This window comes from Pseudomonas frederiksbergensis (assembly GCF_000802155.2).
GTDB lineage: Bacteria > Pseudomonadota > Gammaproteobacteria > Pseudomonadales > Pseudomonadaceae > Aquipseudomonas > Aquipseudomonas frederiksbergensis_A.
Window position 1 is genome coordinate 106,023 of sequence record NZ_JQGJ02000013.1, and the last position, 18,839, is coordinate 124,861.

At 60.5% G+C, this 18,839-nt stretch carries 19 protein-coding genes; 10 read left to right on the forward strand and 9 right to left on the reverse strand.

Translation table 11 applies throughout. The features are described 5' to 3' along the window. The first annotated feature begins 35 nt into the window (after positions 1-35). The 5 genes from hflK (JZ00_RS21485) (at position 36) to cfaB (ending at position 7,350) form a co-directional block, all read left to right on the forward strand. Complete coding sequence (gene hflK, locus JZ00_RS21485) at positions 36-1,997, forward strand: protease modulator HflK (protein WP_039593220.1); 1,962 nt, start codon at positions 36-38, stop codon at positions 1,995-1,997. Next, positions 1,994-3,031: a protease modulator HflC gene (hflC, locus tag JZ00_RS21490; RefSeq protein WP_039593221.1), complete on the forward strand. Its 1,038-nt coding sequence runs from the start codon at positions 1,994-1,996 to the stop codon at positions 3,029-3,031. The genes hflK (JZ00_RS21485) and hflC overlap by 4 nt, the downstream gene beginning before the upstream one ends. Beyond that, positions 3,028-4,080, forward strand: coding sequence for a protease modulator HflK (gene hflK / locus JZ00_RS21495; protein ID WP_039593222.1), 1,053 nt, complete (start codon positions 3,028-3,030; stop codon positions 4,078-4,080). The genes hflC and hflK (JZ00_RS21495) overlap by 4 nt, the downstream gene beginning before the upstream one ends. Beyond that, positions 4,077-5,972: a cation-translocating P-type ATPase gene (locus tag JZ00_RS21500; protein ID WP_039593223.1), complete on the forward strand. Its 1,896-nt coding sequence runs from the start codon at positions 4,077-4,079 to the stop codon at positions 5,970-5,972. The genes hflK (JZ00_RS21495) and JZ00_RS21500 overlap by 4 nt, the downstream gene beginning before the upstream one ends. Positions 5,973-6,162: 190 nt before the next feature. Continuing rightward, a complete protein-coding gene (cfaB, locus tag JZ00_RS21505) occupies positions 6,163-7,350 on the forward strand; it encodes a C17 cyclopropane fatty acid synthase CfaB (RefSeq protein WP_039593224.1) in 1,188 nt (395 codons plus the stop codon). On the opposite strand, the gene cls is transcribed toward cfaB, so the two are convergent. Beyond that, the gene (gene cls / locus JZ00_RS21510; RefSeq protein WP_039593225.1) at positions 7,347-8,786 is read right to left on the reverse strand and encodes a cardiolipin synthase; all 1,440 of its coding nucleotides are present in this window, start codon (positions 8,784-8,786) and stop codon (positions 7,347-7,349) included. The two genes, cfaB and cls, sit on opposite strands and share 4 nt — an antisense overlap. A 141-nt stretch (positions 8,787-8,927) precedes the next feature. On the opposite strand from cls, the gene JZ00_RS21515 reads away from it, so the two are divergent. Then, complete coding sequence (locus JZ00_RS21515) at positions 8,928-9,449, forward strand: DUF3617 domain-containing protein (RefSeq protein WP_039593226.1); 522 nt, start codon at positions 8,928-8,930, stop codon at positions 9,447-9,449. Between the two features lie 2 nt (positions 9,450-9,451). Here JZ00_RS21515 and JZ00_RS21520 read toward each other — a convergent pair whose 3' ends face one another. The 5 genes from JZ00_RS21520 to JZ00_RS30455 form a co-directional block, all read right to left on the reverse strand. Next, positions 9,452-10,327, reverse strand: a complete 876-nt coding sequence (locus JZ00_RS21520) for a metal ABC transporter substrate-binding protein (RefSeq protein ID WP_039593227.1) — start codon at positions 10,325-10,327, stop codon at positions 9,452-9,454. Positions 10,328-10,337: 10 nt separating this feature from the next. Next, positions 10,338-11,204: a metal ABC transporter permease gene (locus JZ00_RS21525; RefSeq protein ID WP_039593228.1), complete on the reverse strand. Its 867-nt coding sequence runs from the start codon at positions 11,202-11,204 to the stop codon at positions 10,338-10,340. After that, positions 11,204-11,872, reverse strand: coding sequence for a metal ABC transporter ATP-binding protein (locus JZ00_RS21530; RefSeq protein ID WP_039593229.1), 669 nt, complete (start codon positions 11,870-11,872; stop codon positions 11,204-11,206). The genes JZ00_RS21525 and JZ00_RS21530 overlap by 1 nt, the downstream gene beginning before the upstream one ends. Beyond that, positions 11,869-12,765, reverse strand: a complete 897-nt coding sequence (folE2, locus tag JZ00_RS21535) for a GTP cyclohydrolase FolE2 (protein ID WP_039593230.1) — start codon at positions 12,763-12,765, stop codon at positions 11,869-11,871. Before folE2 ends, JZ00_RS21530 begins: the two co-directional genes overlap by 4 nt. 119 nt (positions 12,766-12,884) lie before the next feature. Then, complete coding sequence (locus JZ00_RS30455; protein ID WP_080942457.1) at positions 12,885-13,277, reverse strand: glutamine synthetase; 393 nt, start codon at positions 13,275-13,277, stop codon at positions 12,885-12,887. A 141-nt stretch (positions 13,278-13,418) separates the two neighbouring features. Here JZ00_RS30455 and zigA point away from each other — a divergent pair, with 141 nt between their 5' ends. Both zigA and JZ00_RS21545 read left to right on the forward strand, forming a co-directional pair. Further along, positions 13,419-14,627: a zinc metallochaperone GTPase ZigA gene (gene zigA, locus JZ00_RS21540; RefSeq protein ID WP_039593231.1), complete on the forward strand. Its 1,209-nt coding sequence runs from the start codon at positions 13,419-13,421 to the stop codon at positions 14,625-14,627. Further along, complete coding sequence (locus JZ00_RS21545; protein WP_039593232.1) at positions 14,627-15,277, forward strand: DUF1826 domain-containing protein; 651 nt, start codon at positions 14,627-14,629, stop codon at positions 15,275-15,277. The genes zigA and JZ00_RS21545 overlap by 1 nt, the downstream gene beginning before the upstream one ends. Here JZ00_RS21545 and JZ00_RS21550 read toward each other — a convergent pair. Then, a complete protein-coding gene (locus JZ00_RS21550; protein WP_039593233.1) occupies positions 15,274-15,627 on the reverse strand; it encodes a hypothetical protein in 354 nt (117 codons plus the stop codon). The genes JZ00_RS21545 and JZ00_RS21550 overlap by 4 nt on opposite strands. Positions 15,628-15,654: 27 nt before the next feature. Here JZ00_RS21550 and JZ00_RS21555 point away from each other — a divergent pair, with 27 nt between their 5' ends. Beyond that, entirely contained in the window at positions 15,655-16,620 is a 966-nt protein-coding gene (locus tag JZ00_RS21555; RefSeq protein WP_039593234.1) for a CobW family GTP-binding protein, read from the forward strand. 12 nt (positions 16,621-16,632) lie between these two features. Here the strand turns inward: JZ00_RS21555 and JZ00_RS21560 are convergent, their stop codons facing one another. After that, positions 16,633-17,055, reverse strand: a complete 423-nt coding sequence (locus JZ00_RS21560; RefSeq protein ID WP_039593235.1) for a DUF3301 domain-containing protein — start codon at positions 17,053-17,055, stop codon at positions 16,633-16,635. Positions 17,056-17,174: 119 nt separating this feature from the next. On the opposite strand from JZ00_RS21560, the gene pdxY reads away from it, so the two are divergent. Further along, on the forward strand, positions 17,175-18,047 hold the full coding sequence (gene pdxY / locus JZ00_RS21565; protein WP_039593236.1) for a pyridoxal kinase PdxY: 873 nt from the start codon (positions 17,175-17,177) through the stop codon (positions 18,045-18,047). A 55-nt stretch (positions 18,048-18,102) separates the two neighbouring features. Here pdxY and JZ00_RS21570 read toward each other — a convergent pair whose 3' ends face one another. Next, positions 18,103-18,588, reverse strand: a complete 486-nt coding sequence (locus JZ00_RS21570) for an acyl-CoA thioesterase (RefSeq protein ID WP_039593237.1) — start codon at positions 18,586-18,588, stop codon at positions 18,103-18,105. Positions 18,589-18,839 lie beyond the last annotated feature (251 nt).

An 18,839-nucleotide genomic window follows, 5' to 3' on the forward strand; every position in this document is an offset into this window, starting at 1 on the left:
CAGTCCTTTCTTTTTTCCACAGGCGCTGGAATGTCATGCAAGTCGATCTTGATATCGAAGGGGCTCGGGTGGCCGAGTGGCCGCGCTTCCAGTGCGCTGCCTCGCAAACACGCCGTTTGAAGCGGCTCGCGATGACGCTGGGCGGCTTGGCGGGATTGGGACTGGTGCTGGCGTTTTTCATCGGTTTATTTTCGCCGCGATCCTTGTGGCCCGCCTTGTTGGTCAGCCAAAGCGCAGGTCTGATCGTGCTGCTGGCAGGCGTGCACTCGGCCGGTTGGGTGACGCAATGGCGAAGCGCGGCGCTGGCGCCAGCGGTGGAAAATCTACCGGTTGAAAGCGAACCTGTTGATAACTCGGGTTGGTATGAGCGGATGCTCGAGCGCATCAGTGCGCGCTGGGTTGGCCTGCTCAAGCACATCGGGGCGCCTGCGTTATGGCTTTCCGGGTGGGCGCTTCTGGCGCTGCTGAGTCTTGAGCAAACCTGGAATCTGGAGTTGCCGGCCGCTTCGCTTGGCGTGTCGGGCAGTGTCGGTGCGGTGTTTTCGTTATCGCTGGCGTTCGGCGTGTTGGTGTTTGAACGTCAATTGGCCCAGCAGCCGCCCACCGAGTGGCCGGAAGCGTTGGCGTTGGCACAGCTGGCGCGGGTGGCGATCGTCGTATTGGCCTTCGGTGCATTGTGCCTGCTCTTCGCCGCCGATACGTCTATCTGGCCGATGCGCCTGGCGGTGCTGATCGGGGTGTTGCCAGGGCTGGTCGCGGTGGAGTTCCTGCTGCGCGCCGTACTTTCATTGTTCAGCCCGCGCCGCGACTCCTTGGAGCCGGCGTTGTTGGGCCGAAGTTTTGTCGCCGATCTGCTGTGCTGGCCACCGCAACCGCTGCGGGTCTTGCAGCACGAGTTGCACAACCGCTTCGGCATCGACTTGCGTCAGATCTGGGCGTTCAGCTATATGCGCCGGGCTTTCTTCCCGGTGCTGGCGCTGGTGGCGTTGGTGGGCTGGTCGCTCACCGGTGTGCATGAAGTGGCGTTACAGGAGCGCGGCATCTACGAGCGTTTTGGAGAGCCGGTGAAGGTCTTTGGCCCAGGCCTGCATGCGGGGCTGCCTTGGCCGTGGGGCAGGGTGCTCAAGGTGGAAAACGGTGTCGTGCATGAACTGGCGACCGGCGTCGGCGAAAACAAGGCGCCAGCGAAAGCTAAGCTGGCGGAGGGAGCGGCGCCGGCCATCGCCAATCGTTTATGGGACGCCACCCACGTCAACGACAAATCCCAGGTCATCGCCAGTCGGCATGCCGAACAACAGAGCTTCCAGATCGTCAACATGGATGTGCGCTTCGTTTATCGCATTGGCCTGACGGATGCCGCGGCGCTTGCTGCAACGTACAACAGTGCCGATGTGCCGGCACTGATCCGCAGCATGGCCAGCCGCATCCTCGTGCATGAGTTTGCTTCGCGAACGCTGGACGGTTTGCTTGGGGCGGACCGGGTCAATCTGGCAAACGAAATCGGTAGCGCGGTGCAGGCTGACTTGCAATCGCTCGACAGCGGCGTAGAGATTCTTGCAACCGTGGTGGAGGCGATCCACCCACCAGCCGGCGCGGCGAATGCCTATCACGGTGTGCAAGCGGCGCAGATAGGCGCCCAGGCACTGATTGCCCGGGAGCGCGGTGCCGCAGCGGAACAGAACAATCAGGCGCAACTGCAAGCCAGTATCGCCCATGACCAGGCCCAAGCCACCGCCAGGGAAATCAATGCTGCCGCCGAAGCCGCAGACCTGCGCTTCGATGCCGAACGCAAAGCCTACGCGATGGCAGGCCACGCCTTCGTCCTGGAGCAATACCTCAGCCAACTGAGCCAGGGGCTGGGCAAGGCCGATCTATTGATCCTCGACCATCGTTTGGGTGCTGGCGGCAACGCGCCGACCCTGGACCTGCGTAATTTCGCGCTGCCGGCGGATCCCGCGTCGTCACGTAAACCTGTCCAGCCAGGAGCTGCCCATTGAGCCAGTCTTCGTCACACGATCACCACGACCATGGTGGGCACAATCGCGGCCATGCAGGCCATCACCACGGGCATCATCATCACCACGGCGATTCGCAGCACGCTGGGCCGTTTCCGTGGAGGCGTCTGGGCTGGGCGACGCTGTTGGTGGCGTTTGCCGTTGCGGCCGCCAGCCTGGTGCAAGTGCGCTCGGGGGAGGCCACCGTCATAACTCGTTTTGGGAATCCGGCGCGGGTGCTGTTGCAACCGGGCCTGGATTGGCGCTGGCCGGTGCCTTTCGAGGCGGCGGTCCCGGTCGATTTGCGTTTACGTACCAGCTCCAGCGGTTTGCAGGATGTCGGTACTCGTGATGGGCTGCGGATTATCGTCCAGGCCTATGTGACGTGGCAGGTACAGGCTGACCCGGACAGTGTCCAGCGTTTCATGCGGGCAGTGCAGAACCAGCCGGACGAAGCCGCGCGACAGATTCGCACCTTTGTCGGCTCGGCGTTGGAGACCACGGCTGCCAGCTTCGATTTGGCGAACCTGGTCAATACCGATGCCAGTCAAGTGCGTATTGCCGATTTTGAAACTCAACTGCGCCGGCAGATCGAGCAACAACTGCTCGCGACCTATGGCGTACGGGTCCTGCAGGTGGGCATCGAGCGCCTGACCTTGCCTTCGGTGACGCTCGCTGCAACCGTGGACCGCATGCGTGCCGAGCGCGAAACCATTGCCACGGAGCGTACCGCGATGGGTAAACGCGAAGCGGCACAGATTCGCTCGGCGGCCGAACGTGATGCGCGAATCATGCAGGCAGATGCCGCGGTCAAAGCGGCCGAGATAGAAGCGCAATCCCGGGTCGAGGCGGCGCAAATCTACGGCAAGGCCTATGCGGGTTCGCCCCAGCTTTACAATTTGCTGCGCTCGCTGGACACCTTGAACACCATCGTCAGCCCGGGTACCAAGATGATTTTGCGCACCGACGCGGCGCCATTTCGCGTTTTGGTAGACGGTCCTCCGTCCTTGGAACCAAAGGGCGGGTCCCAACCATGAGTTTGGTTCCACGTGGAACAAACGAATTATCCGATCCGTGGATTCAGGCCGGGCGCCTGACGTTCCTTGCGCTGTATGCGGTCACTGCCCTTGCCGCATTGGCCTGGATGTTCGCCAATGTGCGGCAGATCGAGCCGCAGGACCGTGCGGTGGTTTTGCAATTTGGTGCATTGGACCGTATCCAGAACGCCGGACTTCTATGGGCATGGCCTCGGCCTGTGGAACAAGTGATTTTGGTGCCAGCGGCGGATCGAGTCCTTGAACGGCGCGTAGAAAATCTGCTGCGCTCGGATGCGGCTCTACAGGCTGATCGGGTGGCCAGTTTCGCTTCGCCCGTGCCTGATGCCTTGGCGGGTTCTGGTTATTTATTGACCGGTGACGCGGGCGTGGTGCAACTGGACGTGCGCGTGTTCTACAAGGTCATCGAGCCTTACGCGTACGTGCTGCAGGGCGAACATGTGCTGCCTGCTCTCGATCGGCTGGCGACCCGCAGTGCCGTGGCCCTTGCCGCAGCCCGGGACCTGGATACGATTCTGGTGGCACGCCCCGAGTTAGTCGGCAGCGACAGCCAGGCCGCGGAGCGTCGGGAGCGCCTGCGTGGCGATCTGGTGCAAGGGATCAATCGGCGTCTCGCTGATCTTGCAGCGACGGGGCAGGGGTTAGGGATCGAAGTGGTGCGGGTCGATGTTCAGTCGAGCCTGCCGGGATCTGCCGTGGGGGCCTTTAATGCGGTGTTGACGGCCAGTCAACAGGCCGACAAAGCCGTCGCCAACGCCCGCACCGAAGCGGAAAAACAGTCTCAGTCAGCCCGCCAGGACGCCGACCATGCGTTGCAGGTGGCCGATGCCCAAGCTGGCGAGCGGCTCGCCAAGGCGTCGACCGACACCGCTGCGGTGTATGGCTTGGCGAAGACCCAAGGCAGCGATCCGCAAATGCTGCTGCGCCTGTATCGCGAACGTATGCCGGAGATTCTGCGTCGTGCCGGATCGGTGACTACGCTCGACCCGAAAGACGATTCCCGCCTGATTATCCAGGGAGCCGGACAATGACCGCTCAAGCCTTTGCCTCGCCCATGTTGTCTTCTGCCGAACAGCGGGCCGCCGCTCGGCAATTGACCTTGGCGATGCTTGCCCTCGGGCTGCTTGCCTTGGGGCTGGCATGGCGCGCTTGGTCGCCAGAGCAGAACGGTGTCAGCCAATTGCTGTTGGGATTCGCCTCGCTGCTGGTGGCGGTGCCCGTGATGCGTTCCGCCTGGTACAGCCTGCGATATCCAAGCTTGCACAGCATCACCGACCAGCTCATCGCCTTGGCGATGCTCGGTGCATGGGCCACCGGCGATCTGCTGACGGCCGCACTGCTGCCCATCATCATGATCTTCGGTCACGTGTTGGAAGAACGCAGCGTGATCGGCTCCCAGGAAGCGATCCACGCCCTCGGGCAATTGACCCGCAGCCGAGCCCGGAAGATTGAGGCCGACGGTACGATCATCGAAGTCGACAACGGGACGCTGCGGCCGGGCGACTGGGTGGAGGTCCGCGCCGGAGACCGAGTGCCTGCCGATGGCCGAATCTTCTTTGGCCAAGCGAGCCTCGACACTGCGCCTATTACCGGAGAATCCGTCCCAGTGGAGGCTGTCGTGGGCATGGATGTATTTGGCGGCGCGATCAACCTCGATGGCTTGCTACGCCTGGAGGTGACGCGTATCGGCGATGAGTCGACCCTGGGCAAGGTGATTGCCCTGATGCAAAACGCCGAGCGTTCCAAACCACCGATTACCCGTTTGCTCGAACGCTATGCCGGTAGTTACCTGGTGCTGGTGTTGCTGCTGGCCGCGGTGACCTGGTTTGTCACCAACGATGCCCAGGCGATGCTCGCGGTCTTGGTGGCGGCTTGTCCCTGCGCGTTGGTGTTATCAGCACCGGCGACAGCCATTGCCGGGATTGCGGTGGCAGCGCGCCACGGGATCTTGATTCGCAGCTCGGCTTTTTTGGAGGAGCTGGCGGACCTGACCTCACTAGTCATCGACAAGACCGGGACCCTGACCTACGGCACGTTGCAATTGCAATCGATCCAAAGCGCCTTGGCTGACCGCTGCGAGCTGCTGCCTTTGGCCGCCAGCCTTGGGTCGGCCAGCAGTCATCCCGTCAGTCGCGCGTTGGCGGGGCAGGTGGACCCGCTGCATTATCTGCCGCTTAGCGATGTGCACGAGCGCCAAGGCTTGGGTGTCACCGCCAACACCGGAAGGGGAGAAGCCGCACTCGGTCGCCCCGAGTTGTTTGCCCGGTTGGGTATCGACACGCCAGCCATTCCCGAGCATGACGGCCCGATCGCCGGCCTGGCGCTGGATGGGCAGTTTCTCGCCTGGCTGCTGTTGGCGGACAACATCAAACCGGAAGCACGGGCGGCCATGGCTGAGTTGCGCGAGCTTGGCCTGGGCCGCCAAGTATTGTTGACCGGAGATCGCCAGAGCGTGGCCATTGCCGTGGCACAGCAGGTCGGCATTAACGAATTGCAGGCTCAGGCCTTGCCGGAAGACAAGCTCCGGCGGGTCGAGGCTGAAACAGAGCATGGCTTTCGGCCCATGGTGGTGGGTGATGGCATCAATGATTCCCTCGCGCTCAAAGCCGGCGTGGTGGGTGTCGCAATGGGGGCCGGCGGGGCAGATATCGCGCTTGCATCGGCGGATATCGTCCTGATCGGCAGTGACCTGCGGCGCCTTGGTACCTGTGTGCGGCTGAGTCGGCAATGTCGACGTACACTGCAGGTCAACGTGATCATTGGCCTGGGCTGGACGCTGGCCATCGTAATCTTCGCCGCGTTTGGCTGGCTTGGCGCGGCGGGTGCGATGATCGCTGCGTTGCTGCACAACTTGAGCACGCTGCTGGTGTTGGGTAATGCCGGGCGGTTGCTGCGGTTCCAAGAGCCGTTGTTGAAGATCTAGCGGGTCCGTTGGAGCGAACTGTTCAAGGCGCCCGCAGTCAGTTACGAGAGGGCACTTCACTTCCGGCGGTCACTGCTCAAGACAGTAGAGAAGAAGGCGATAGAAAAAGGCTATAAATTCGATAGGCTGCTATTTTTCTACCATGGTCTACCCTCAGTTCAGGCTTCTGAAACAAAGGGGGGATATTTTCATGTTCGCTCAACTTCCGCCGGCCTTGCAGAATCTGCACCTACCGCTTCGGTTGCGGCTCTGGGATGGCCATGAATTCACGCTGGGTGATGATCCCAGCGTCACAATTGTGGTCAAGGACCCACAAATGGTTGCGCAATTTACCCATCCCAGCCTGGATGCATTGGGAGCGGCGTTTGTCGAGGGAAAACTCGAGCTCGAGGGCTCGATCAGTGAAGTTATCCGAGTGTGCGACGAGTTGAGCCAAGCCCTGGTGGACGAAGACGACAGCAACCTGCCGGTGCGTAACGTCCATGACAAGGAAACCGACGCCAAGGCGATCTCCTACCATTACGATCTATCAAACGCCTTTTATCAGCTCTGGCTCGACAGCGACATGGTGTACTCCTGCGCTTATTTCGAGACCGGCAGCGAAACCCTTGAGCAAGCCCAACAAGCCAAGTTCCGCCATCTGTGCCGCAAGCTGCGTCTGCAACCCGGTGACTATTTACTGGATGTCGGCTGCGGTTGGGGCGGGTTGGCACGTTTCGCGGCGCGGGAGTTCGGCGCCAGGGTGTTTGGCATAACCTTGAGCAAGGCCCAACTCGCCCTGGCCCGGGAGCGGGTCAAGGCTGAAGGCCTGGAAGACCTGGTGGACCTGCAATTGCTCGACTACCGCGATTTGCCACAGGACGGTCGTTTCGACAAGGTCGTCAGCGTCGGTATGTTCGAACACGTCGGGCACGCCAACTTGGCCCAGTACTGCAAGACGCTGTTCGGCGCCGTTCGCGAAGGGGGCCTGGTGATGAATCACGGAATCACCGCCAAGCACACCGATGGCCGTCCGGTAGGGCGTGGTGCGGGTGAGTTCATTGAGAAATATGTATTTCCCAATGGTGAGTTGCCGCATCTCTCGATGATCTCTGCCGAGATCAGCGAAGCCGGGCTGGAAATCGTCGATGTGGAAAGCCTGCGCATGCATTACGCGCGCACCCTCGATCATTGGAGCGAGCGTCTGGAGGACAACCTCGAAACCGCCTCCAGGGAGGTGCCGGAGCGGGCGCTGCGGATCTGGCGGCTTTATCTGGCAGGCTGCGCCTATGCCTTCGCCAAGGGCTGGATAAACCTGCACCAGATCCTCGCGGTCAAGGCCCATGCCGATGGCAGCCATGAATTGCCCTGGACGCGGGACGACATCTACGCGCCCTAAAGAATCGGCGAAATGAGCCGGGCGATCCGCATGCCGATCTTTTGCACGCGGTGGGTCTCCCGGCTTTCCTGTTTCGCGACTTCGTGGGCCTGGGCAAAATCTTTCTCGAGCATCTGCTCCACTTCGCTGGCGAATGCGACATCAACCGTCAGCAGCATCACTTCAAAATTCAATCGAAACGAACGGTTGTCCAGGTTCGCGCTGCCGATCGCGCTTATTTCCTGATCGATCAACACGACTTTCTGATGCAGGAATCCTGGCTCATAACGAAACACCCGCACGCCGGCCCTTACGGCCTCGAATGCATAAAGGCTGGACGCTGCGTAGACGATTTTGTGATCGGGACGTGATGGCAGCAGGATGCGTACATCCACCCCGCGCAAGACTGCCAGGCGCAGCGCAGCGAAGACCGCTTCATCGGGAATGAAATAGGGTGTGGTAATCCAGATCCGCTCGTTCGCCGCATGGATCGCCTCGACGAAAAACAGCGAGCAGGTTTCGTGCGCGTCCGCCGGGCCGCTGGCCAGTAACTGGCAGAGCACGCCGCCGTCCGGGTAAGTATCCGGCAGGATCAATGGCGGCAAAGAACGGGCGGCCCAGAACCAGTCTTCTGCGAACGACTCCTGCATGCTTGCCACCACCGGGCCGCGTACTTCGACATGCGTGTCGCGCCATGGCGCCAGCGGGGGCTTTTCGCCAAGGTACTCGTCGCCTACGTTATGCCCGCCGACAAACCCCAGTACGCCGTCCACGGCTACGATCTTGCGATGGTTGCGGAAGTTGACCTGGAACCGGTTCAACCAACCGCTGCGGGTGGCAAAGGCTTTCACATGGACGCCGCCGTCGCGCAATGCCTGGACATATCGGTGGGGCAGGGAGTGACTGCCGATACGGTCGTACAGCAGGTACACCGTCACGCCTTCGGCCGCTTTCTTCAAAAGCAATGCGTGCAGGCGCTGGCCGAGGCGGTCGTCATGGATGATGAAGAACTGGATCAGGATGGCTTCCCGCGCGCCTTCGATGGCTTGGAAAATCGCTTCGAACGTGGCGTGGCCGTCTACCAGCAACCGCACCTGGTTATTCGCCAGGCAGGGTGCTCGCCCTAGCTTGGGCATGGCGCGCAACGAAGCATAGGCCTGGGAGGCGCGAGCGGTGAGTGCTTCTTCGACCCAGGGTCGCCAGTTCAGCTCGGAAATCGCCTTGCGCATTTCTTCGTTCGCCTGCCGTCGCGCCTTGATGTAGCCGTCGAAAGTGCTGCGGCCGAAAACCAAGTAGGGGATCAACGTCAGATAGGGAATGAACAGCAATGAAAGGGCCCAGGCAATCGATCCTTGGGCGGTTCGCACGGTGAGTACCGCATGGACGGCGGCGATGGAGCCGAGTGTATGGAGCAGCGCGATCAGGTAACCGAAAACATGCGGGCCGTAATAATCCATGGGGCAGCCGAGCTCCTGAAGTTTCATTGCTTAACAGACCATGTTCCGCAGCGAATGTCGCTATTTAATTCACCTGGCCGGGCCTTGAACCGAAGCCTGTGGGCAGCGTCTAACGGCCACTTGTCCTCTGGAGTTTTTGCAATGAAAGTTCGCTTGCTGGGTGTGGCCTTGGCCGTTGGCTTGTCGGTTCCTGTAGCGGCGCAGGCGCAGATGCTTCAACCAGGCCTGTGGGAACTGACGACAAGCAACATGAAAGTCGACAACCAGAACTTGCCAGACCTGCAATTGATCCTCGGCCAGTTGCAGAACCAGATGACACCCGAGCAGCGGGCCATGTTGGAAAAGCAAGGCATTACCATGGGCGGCAAAGGTATTCGGGTATGCCTGACCCCGGAGCAAGTCCAGACGAACGACATCCCGTTGCAGGACCCGCAGTCGGGCTGCAAGCAGCAGATCACCGAGCGAACCGGCAACCAGTGGAAGTTTCGCTTCAGTTGTCCGAAAGCCCAGGGCAGCGGTATCGCGACATTCCAGAGTGATCGCGAATTCACCACCAAGGTCAATGGCACATTCAACGCCACGGGCATCCAGCAGAACGGTAGCCTGGATACCCGTGCCGTTTGGCTTGGGCAGGAGTGCGGGACAGTCAAGCCGAGGGCTTGATCTCAGGGCCGGCTCAATGCCTCGTACAGCGTGTCGAGGTTGTACTCGAACAGTCCGGTAAATGTGCTGGCGGGACCTTTGGCGGCGAGGGCGTCCGAATACAACGTGCCGCCAATGTGCGCGCCGCTTTCATCGGCTATTTGCTTGAGCAGGCGCGCGTCCTTGATGTTTTCCATGAACACAGCCTTGACCTTGGCTTTGCGGATTTGCGTGATCAGCGCAGCGACTTCGGCAGCGGAGGGCTCGCGTTCGGTAGACAGTCCTTGCGGCGCCATGAACTCAATGCCATAGGCCTGGCCCAGGTAACCGAACGCATCGTGAGAGGTGACGATCTTTCGATTGCCCGGTGGTAACGCGCCGAACTTCGCCTTGGCATCGTCGAGCAGGGCATAGATTGTTTTCAGGTACGCCTGGCTGTTGCGTTCGTAGTCTGCTTTGTTGGCCGGATCGGCTGCCTCCAGCGCCTTGGTGATATTGCCAACGTAGAGCACGGCGTTGGCAAGGTTGTGCCACGCATGTGGGTCGGGGATCGTCTCTCCATCTTCGTCCAATGAGCGCGGAATCACGCCCCGGCTGGCACTGATCACCGGGGCACTGGTTTCGGTGCTGGTGACCAGGCGATCCAGCCAAGGCTCGAAGCCCAATCCATTCTTGATGATCACATTCGCTTTCAGCAGCGCCTTGGCGTCGTCTGGTGTGGGCTCGTAGGTGTGCGCATCGGCGTCGGGACCGACCATGTTGACGATCTGGACGTGCTCGCCGCCGACCTGTTGGGTCATGTCGGCAAGGATGCTGAAGCTGGTGACAACCCGCAGCTTTTCGGCGGCGGGGGAGGACATGGACAGCATCAGGCTGAATATCAGGAGCAGGGCGCGCATCGGCAAAACCTCATTGGGATGTAAGCAAGGGGGGCCGGCGCAGCAAGCCGTGCACCGGACCAAATACCACCGACAACAAATACAACGCCCCGGCCACCAGTACGATGGACGGTCCGCTGGGCAGTGAGTAATAGAAGGACAGCAACAGGCCAAGCCAGACCGAGAGGCAACCGAGCAGCGCGGCGATGAGCATCAGCAGCGGCAGGCGACGGCTCCAGAATCGCGACGCGGCAGCCGGCAGCATCATCAGGCCGACCACCATCAGCGCGCCGATGGCTTGAAAGCCGATCACCAGGTTCAGCACCACCAAGGTCAGGAACACGCCATGGGCCAACGGGCCGAGACGACTGACGGTCTGCAGGAACAGCGGATCCAGGGTGTCGAGCAGCAGCGGTCGATAGATCAACGCTATCGCCGCCAGGCTGGCGCCGGAAACCCACAGCATGCCGGTGAGTGTCGGGCCGTCTACCGCCAGGGCCGAGCCGAACAGCAGGTGCAGCAAGTCCAGGCGTTTGCCGGCCATACCGAGGATCAATACACCCGCCGCGAGGGAAATGGGGTAGATCGCCGCGAGGCTGGCGTCCTCCCTCAGCCCGGTACGCCGGGTAATCCAGGCAGCGAGCCCGGCCATGCTCAAGCCCGCGCCCAGGCCTCCGATGGTCAAGGCTGGCAGGCTCAGTCCGGCAAACCAGAAGCCCAAGGCCGCGCCAGGTAATATGCCGTGAGCCACGGCGTCGCCGATCAGGCTCATCCGCCGCAAAATCAGGAACACCCCTAGCGGAGCTGTGCTGCACGCCAACACCAAGCCACCCAGCAAGGCCCGACGCATGAAGACAAACTCTTGGAACGGTTGCCAGAGATGTACGGCAGCAAGCATCAGGCCACCCACGCATGGGGTTGTTGGGCGATCAGGTCGACACTGCGGCCCAACACGCAACCGGTGTTTTTGATGAGCAGTGTATGGGGAACATGTTGGCGTACCGCCGCCAGGTCATGACACACCACCATGATGGTCCTGCCTTCGGCATGCCAGCGATGAATGTGTTTCCACAGAAGGGCCTGGCCTTGTTCATCGAGGGCAGCGTGGGGTTCGTCGAGCAATAGGAGCGGCGCTTCGGCCAAGCTCAGGCGAGCGAGTAGGGCGCGTTGCAGCTCGCCTCCCGACAAAGCCATCAATGGACGATGCTGGAGGCCGCTCAGCGCCCAGTCGTCCAGCGCCGTCTGGAGCAACTGTCGGCGCATGGCTGGCGTGTGGCGATTTCCCCAGGAGCCGGCGGCCACCAACTCTTGCAGATTGATGGGAAATTGCCGATCCAGATGTTGTTGCTGCGGCAGGAACGAAACTCCGCCACGGCGTGGAACATCCAGGCAGACTTGGCCGGACAGCGGTTTTTGCAATCCTGCGAGCACTTTCAAAAGACTGCTTTTGCCCGAACCGTTGGCCCCGATGATCGCGGTGAGGCTGCCTTCCGCTCGCGCCATGACTAGCGGCGGCGTGAGTGGTCGTCCGGGGGCACCCCAGCGCAGTGCTGTGCAGCTGATCATGATGCGCCCCGCGTCCAGCTGCTTCGAGCCACTGCGTCGTGGGCATGCAGGCTCTCGGCGTGAACGACGCGCACGTCCAGCGCGACGATATGGGGTGACCGGGCCAGAGCCGTCGTTAATCGCCGGGCAGCGTCTTCGCAGAACATCAGGTTTTGGCCGTTAGCCAGTGCGAAGGCTTGTTCATCGGCGCGCTTCACGGCGGTTTGTACTGCGGTGCCGAGGGCGGCTTCAGCTTCGTTGATGAGCGACTGCAGCGCAAATTCCTTAACGGCGGCGTCCAGCCGTAGGGTCAATGTCGCCGTGCTGCGTTGGCTATGCGGGGTTGCGACAATGCCATTCGACGACCCCAGCCAAGCGAGGACTTCGGCATGCTCAAGCTGCTTGTTGGCAAAGTCGTCAACGAACTGCTGTTGCACCAGTTGCCGAGCAAGTGCTGCCGAACAGGGACACGTCGAAGAGTAGGGGATCTGAATCTGCAGTTCCACGTGGAACATTTTGTTTTTTAGCTGGGCTTCAATGCTCACCGGATAGCGTTTCCAGCCAGCCAAAGGACTCATAAGTGCCGGACGTTTAAGCAGCAGATCGGTATGCAAGTTGAGGGACGCTGTTTGGGACAAGCCTTCATGGCTATCGAGAAATTGCTGGAGGATTTGGCGTAACAGCGCCGGGGAAAGCGGCGTATCTTCCAACAAGCCCAGCGCCAGATATAAGCGTGACATGTGAATGCCTCGCGCCTCACCATCATCGAGGCTGACGCCAGCGTCGGCCATTGCGCTTAAACGTTGGCCATCAATCAATACCGGTGTCGCGACGCCACACATGCCAACCCAATCAAGGGGTAGGGGTTGACGTGAGATTTGGGCAGCCACGTCCGGCAGCGTTAAAGCGTTCATGGTCAAGATCCATCGAAGAGCTGAAATTCAATGTTATATTATAACAGTGGATTTTAAGAAACCTTTTCCATGAAACGAGTTTCATCTAGCTCCCGTTTGCTCATGTTCCACGTGAAACGTTAGCGTGATGAATTCTGGCAACCGTTCATGCGACCGCAGGTAAATGCGCCTTGGCTACCGCCCGAGCTAGAAAAGCGGTTGAGCGTCGTCCAGCCCACGCGCCGACTGTATCCCACCCAACTTTCACCATCCGAAGCCAATCCCGTGAAGAACGTGAGCTGACCGTAACGGCTATTCGTTTGTGCCCAGTAGCGCCGACCGACGGCTTCAAAACCTCGTAAGTAAGTGGTGTTGCCAGCCGTCGCGACGCTATAGGCATTGCCTTGCAGGTCCACACACGCGAGCAAATTTGCGCTACGGGTGCAGTTTGCCAAGAGCGGAGATTGGGCCGAAGCGACGAATGTCCATAGCAATAAAGGGCTCGCCACTATCAATTTCAAATGAATGCGCATGGATTGATCTCAGATCAATGGAACGGCGGGGCTGGCTGGAGTGTATCGTTATACTATAACATTGGTTCGACCGAACCTTGAAAATAGCCAAACCCAGGTCACGAGCCGTCATCGAAGCGGCCGCCCGATGAGGATATACCGATGCCCAACCGCCTTCCCGTAACCGTACTGTCTGGATTTCTGGGTGCTGGTAAAAGCACGCTGCTCAACCACGTCCTGCGTAATCGAGACAATTTGCGGGTCGCGGTAATCGTCAACGATATGAGCGAGATCAACATCGATGGCAGCGAAGTCCAGCGGGATGTCACCTTGAACCGGTCAGAAGAAAAGCTGGTGGAGATGAGCAACGGCTGCATTTGCTGCACGTTGCGCGAGGACTTGCTCGAAGAAGTCGGACAGCTCGCCAGGGAGGGGCGCTTCGATTACCTGCTGATCGAATCCACGGGCATCTCCGAACCGTTGCCAGTGGCCGAAACCTTCACTTTTCGTGATGAAGAAGGCCGAAGCCTGGCCGATGTGGCGCGACTCGACACCATGGTAACTGTCGTCGATGGGGTGAATTTCCTTCTGGATTACCAAGCTGCGCAAAGCCTGGCGTCACGGGGCGAAACGCTGGGAGATGACGACGAACGCTCGGTCACCGATCTGTTGATCGAACAGATCGAGTTTGCCGACGTGATTTTGATTAGCAAGATTGACCTGATCAGCCGGCAGGAGCGGGAAGAGCTGATCGCGATCATGCAGCGCCTCAACGCCCAGGCGCAGATCATTCCCATGGTCATGGGACAGGTTCCGCTGGGACGAATCCTCAACACGGGCCTTTTCGATTTCGAGCGTGCTGCCCAGGCGCCTGGCTGGCTACAGGAAATGCGAGGCGAGCATGTGCCTGAAACCGAGGAATATGGTATCGCCTCGACCGCCTACCGGGCACATCGGCCGTTTCATCCCGAGCGCTTCTTCAACTTTATCGACCGTCCCTGGCCCAACGGCAAACTCTTGCGTTCCAAGGGTTTCTTTTGGTTGGCAAGCAAACCTGAGGAGGCGGGCAGTTGGTCCCAGGCCGGTGGCTTGATGCGCCATGGTTTCGCCGGGCGCTGGTGGCGGTTCGTACCGAAAAACCAGTGGCCGCAGGACGAAGAGAGCACCGCGGCGATCATGAAAAACTGGCGTGCCGCCACAGGCGATTGTCGTCAGGAGTTGGTATTCATTGGCCAGGACATCGACTTCAATCAACTCACCGCCGAATTGGACGCCTGCCTGCTCACCGACGCGGAAATGGCCCTCGGCGTCGAAAGCTGGCGGCTGTTGCCCGATCCGTTCGGCCCATGGCATGAAGAGGCGGTAGCGTAATGCTCGCGCCGAATCTGAAAAGGACACTACGAACACGGCAGGTCCAAGGCGATACGCCGGGGATACTCACGCAGATCCTGGACGAGGGCACGAACCTGGCGGTCTGGCAGCGCCAGCTTCCCGCACACATCGGCGATTTTGCGGCACTGGTAGTTGCGTTGGACCAGCCGCTGGCCGAATCACGGGTGCTCGATCTGCCGGAGGAGGACACCCAGCCAGCGCTGCACGGTTTGGCTGCAGGTTTCAGCGACCTGCACGGCTATGAAGGTTTCATTGCCGACGTCTCCTGGCTGGTCAGCGCATTCGCATGCCTGTTGGGCGCCCAACGTGTCGGGCTGCGTCTGCGCACGCTGGATAAAGCCATGTGCCCGCGCTTTCACGTTGACCACGTGCCAGTGCGGTTGCTGACCACCTATGCGGGTGTCGGCAGCCAGTGGCTTGAGGAGGGGGTCATGGATCGCCGGCGCCTGGCGCAACCTGAGGCCGAACCGGTGGATCCGCAAATCATCCAGCAGTTCGGTTGCGGTGATGTCGGTTTGCTTAAAGGCGAAAAATGGCATGGCAATGAGGGCGCTGGCCTGATCCACCGCTCGCCGGAACCCGCACCGGGGGAGCGCCGGCTGATTCTCACGCTGGACTGGTTGGCTTAAGGCTTGAGCCAGGTGCCCTGGCTTTGCCCTTCGCAAAATGGCTGCAAATAAGCGGCATCGCTTGCTACGCCGTAATAGTGAATATCCTGGCGGTAGGGCATATTGGCGACTTGGGCGTTACTGCAAACGCCAAACGCGCCGCCAGGACATTGATCGAGGTATTGCACCTCGACCTTCTGGCCGGCAAGGTTTGGCTGGCAGAAACCATCGGCAAACAGCTTCTGTGGAATGTTGCGGTTCTGCTGGCAGACTTTCACATCGAGCCGCTCCGCCTGGCTGTGAACCACGCAGGCCTGGGCCAATGCCTGGTTCGACGTCAATGCCAGTAGTAACCAGCCGATCATCCGCATGTCCACCTCCATCGAAAACCGTCGATTATGTTGCAGCACATTCCCACCCATGTCATCGCCGGTCCCTTGGGCGCTGGCAAGACCAGCCTGATCAGGCATCTGCTGGCTCAGCGCCCGGCTAATGAGCGTTGGGCGGTGCTGATCAACGAGTTCGGTCAGATCGGCCTGGATGCCGCATTGCTGACCCAGGCTGGCGATGGTATCGCATTGGGCGAAGTGGCCGGCGGCTGCTTGTGTTGCGTCAACGGAGCGCCGTTCCAGATCGGGCTCGGGCGTTTATTGCGCAAGGCCCGGCCGGATCGCCTGTTTATCGAACCCTCGGGCCTGGGCCATCCGGCGCAATTGTTGCGCCAACTGAGCCAAGCGCCATGGCTGGGTGTGCTGGCGGTGCAACCCTGTGTGTTGGTGCTGGATGCCCGGGCAATGGCAGACGGTAAGCCGTTGCCCGATGCGCAGCGACAAATCCTGGCGGATGCTGGACTGTTGGTGTTGAACAAATCCGAGACCCTGACACAGGCTGACCGTGAACAGCTGTCGGCTCAGTTGCCTGGGCGGGCGTTGTATTGGACGCAGCACGCAGCGTTGCCGATCGACCGATTGCCAGGCCAGGCGGCTCGGGGTAGCGGGGCTGTGGATAACATGAGCCTGCCCCGAAGCCTGGGACCGATGCCAGCCAGATGGACGGACCCAAGGCTGCCGATCTGCCTGTATCAGCAGCAGGACGGTGCGTGGAGTATCGGCTGGCGCTGGCACCCCAGCCAACAGTTCGACGCGGCGGCGCTGGTGCGTTGGCTACAAGACCAGGACTGGAAACGCGCGAAGATGGTTATCCACAGCGTCGACGGTTGGGTTTCAGCCAATGCCCTGGAGGGGGCGGCGCTGGAGTGGCAAGCGAGTGAGTGGCGTGAGGACTCACGGATCGAGCTGATTTTCGATCAGCCGCAAGACATCGATCGCCTGCAAGCGGGCCTGATGAGCGCTCGGTGTGCCTGAATCAGCCTCGTTTCAAGGCTTCCATTTATTGTGTTCCTGGCGCCACTGGCTCAGCTCGATAACCTCAGCCCTGGGCCGCGTCTGGACCGGTTCAATCGGCGTAGGCGGGGCCTCTTCGAACGGCATCGGATAGGGGGCCAGTTCGATCTGTACGCTGTGGGCACCGAACTGAGTGACGGTGCCGCAATGACGGGTTTCGCCTGTCACCGTGAATTCGAAGTTATAGATACGCGCCAGGCGCCGCCGCCCACTGGCGTCCTTGACGAATCCAATCTTGCGCAGGGCCACGTTGCCGTCCAGCAGTTCGATTTTCAGGTTGGCACAATGTTGCATGACCCGCGCCAAGGCCCGCTCGCGCAAGCCATGGTTATGCCACAGCCAGGCGCCGCCGGTAGCCAGCAGCATCAGCACGAAGATGTTTCCAAGGGTCAGCATGAACAAAGTGCTCCAACAAGTTGCCCTCAGCTTAACTGTGTCGCCGGTCTGTCGTACAGGCTGTGTTTAGTCGCATACTGCGCGGCTTGAATTTCATTCGTTTTACGGAAATTTCCCGCATGAAACGTACGCCTCATCTGCTTGCCATCCAGTCCCATGTGATATTCGGTCATGCCGGCAACAGTGCCGCCGTGTTCCCGATGCAGCGGGTCGGCGTCAACGTGTGGCCTCTCAATACCGTGCAGTTTTCCAATCACACGCAATACGGGCAATGGGCCGGAGAAGTGCTCGCGCCGGCGCAGATACCGCTGTTGGTAGAGGGTATCGCGGCCATTGGCGAGCTGGGCAATTGCGATGCGGTGCTGTCCGGTTATCTGGGTAGTGCAGCCCAGGGACAAGCCATCCTGGCGGGTGTGGCGCGGATCAAGCGTTGCAACCCCAAGGCGTTGTATCTGTGTGACCCGGTCATGGGGCACGCGGAGAAGGGCTGCATTGTCGCGCCCGAGGTGAGCGAGTTCCTGCTGGAAGAAGCCGCTGTCGTGGCTGACATCATGTGCCCGAACCAACTGGTGCTGGATAGCTTCTGCGGTCGCAAGGCGCAATCATTGCTCGATTGCCTGGCCATGGCCCGTGCGCTATTGGCCCGTGGCCCGAAAGTCGTGCTGGTCAAGCACCTGGCTTATCCCGGCAAGCCCGAAGACAGCTTCGAGATGCTGTTGGTAACGGCTGAAGGCAGCTGGCACCTGCGCCGTCCCTTGCTGGCGTTCCCGCGCCAACCTGTTGGGGTCGGCGACCTGACGTCGGGGTTGTTCCTGGCACGGATACTGTTGGGGGACAGCCTGGTGGCGGCATTCGAGTTCACCGCTGCGGCCGTGCATGAAGTGCTGCTGGAAACCCAGGCGTGTGCGAGTTACGAATTACAGTTGGTCCGCGCCCAGGACCGCATCGCCCATCCGCGCGTGCGCTTCGAAGCCACGCCGATCAGCCTTTGATCGATGGAACTCCCCGTGGGAGCGAGTTCGCTCCCACAAGGCTCGCGGCGGCTGGTTAAGGCCCGTCCGCCTTGATTTCCTGATAGCGCCTTTCCAGTTCCTGGCGAATCTGGCGGCGTTGCTGCGCTTGTTCGTAACGGCGTTTCTCTTCGCTGTTCTGCGGTTGCAGCGGCGGGACGGGGGCGGGCTTGCGCTGGTCGTCCACCGCAACCATGGTGAAGAAACAGCTATTGGTATGGCGAACCGAGCGCTCACGAATGTTCTCGGTCACGACTTTGATGCCCACTTCCATCGACGTGTTGCCGGTGTAGTTCACCGACGCCAGGAAGGTCACCAACTCGCCGACATGAATTGGCTCGCGAAAAATCACCTGGTCTACCGATAGGGTCACCACGTATCGGCCGGCGTAACGGCTGGCACAAGCGTAGGCCACTTCATCCAGGTACTTGAGCAAGGTGCCGCCATGGACATTGCCAGAGAAGTTGGCCATATCGGGGGTCATCAACACCGTCATCGACAGCTGGGCGTTTCCGGGTTCCATAACGTTCTCACGGTTCAAGGCAGCAGTTTCAAGGGGGCGCCTCTGCGGGCGCTGGAGTGTGGTTTACCAAGTACCAGGTTCAAGCCACTCCTATCGGGACGCTGCGCCAGGGCTTGCCGTCACGCTTGGGTGGATCTGTTTCCATATATTGCACCGTCTTTTTGCAAGAAGTCCCGGTGTTAACCTGCAAAAGCCCGTCAAATGCCGGGTAATTCCCACAAAAGGAACGGATCTACCCGACTCCCCAAAGA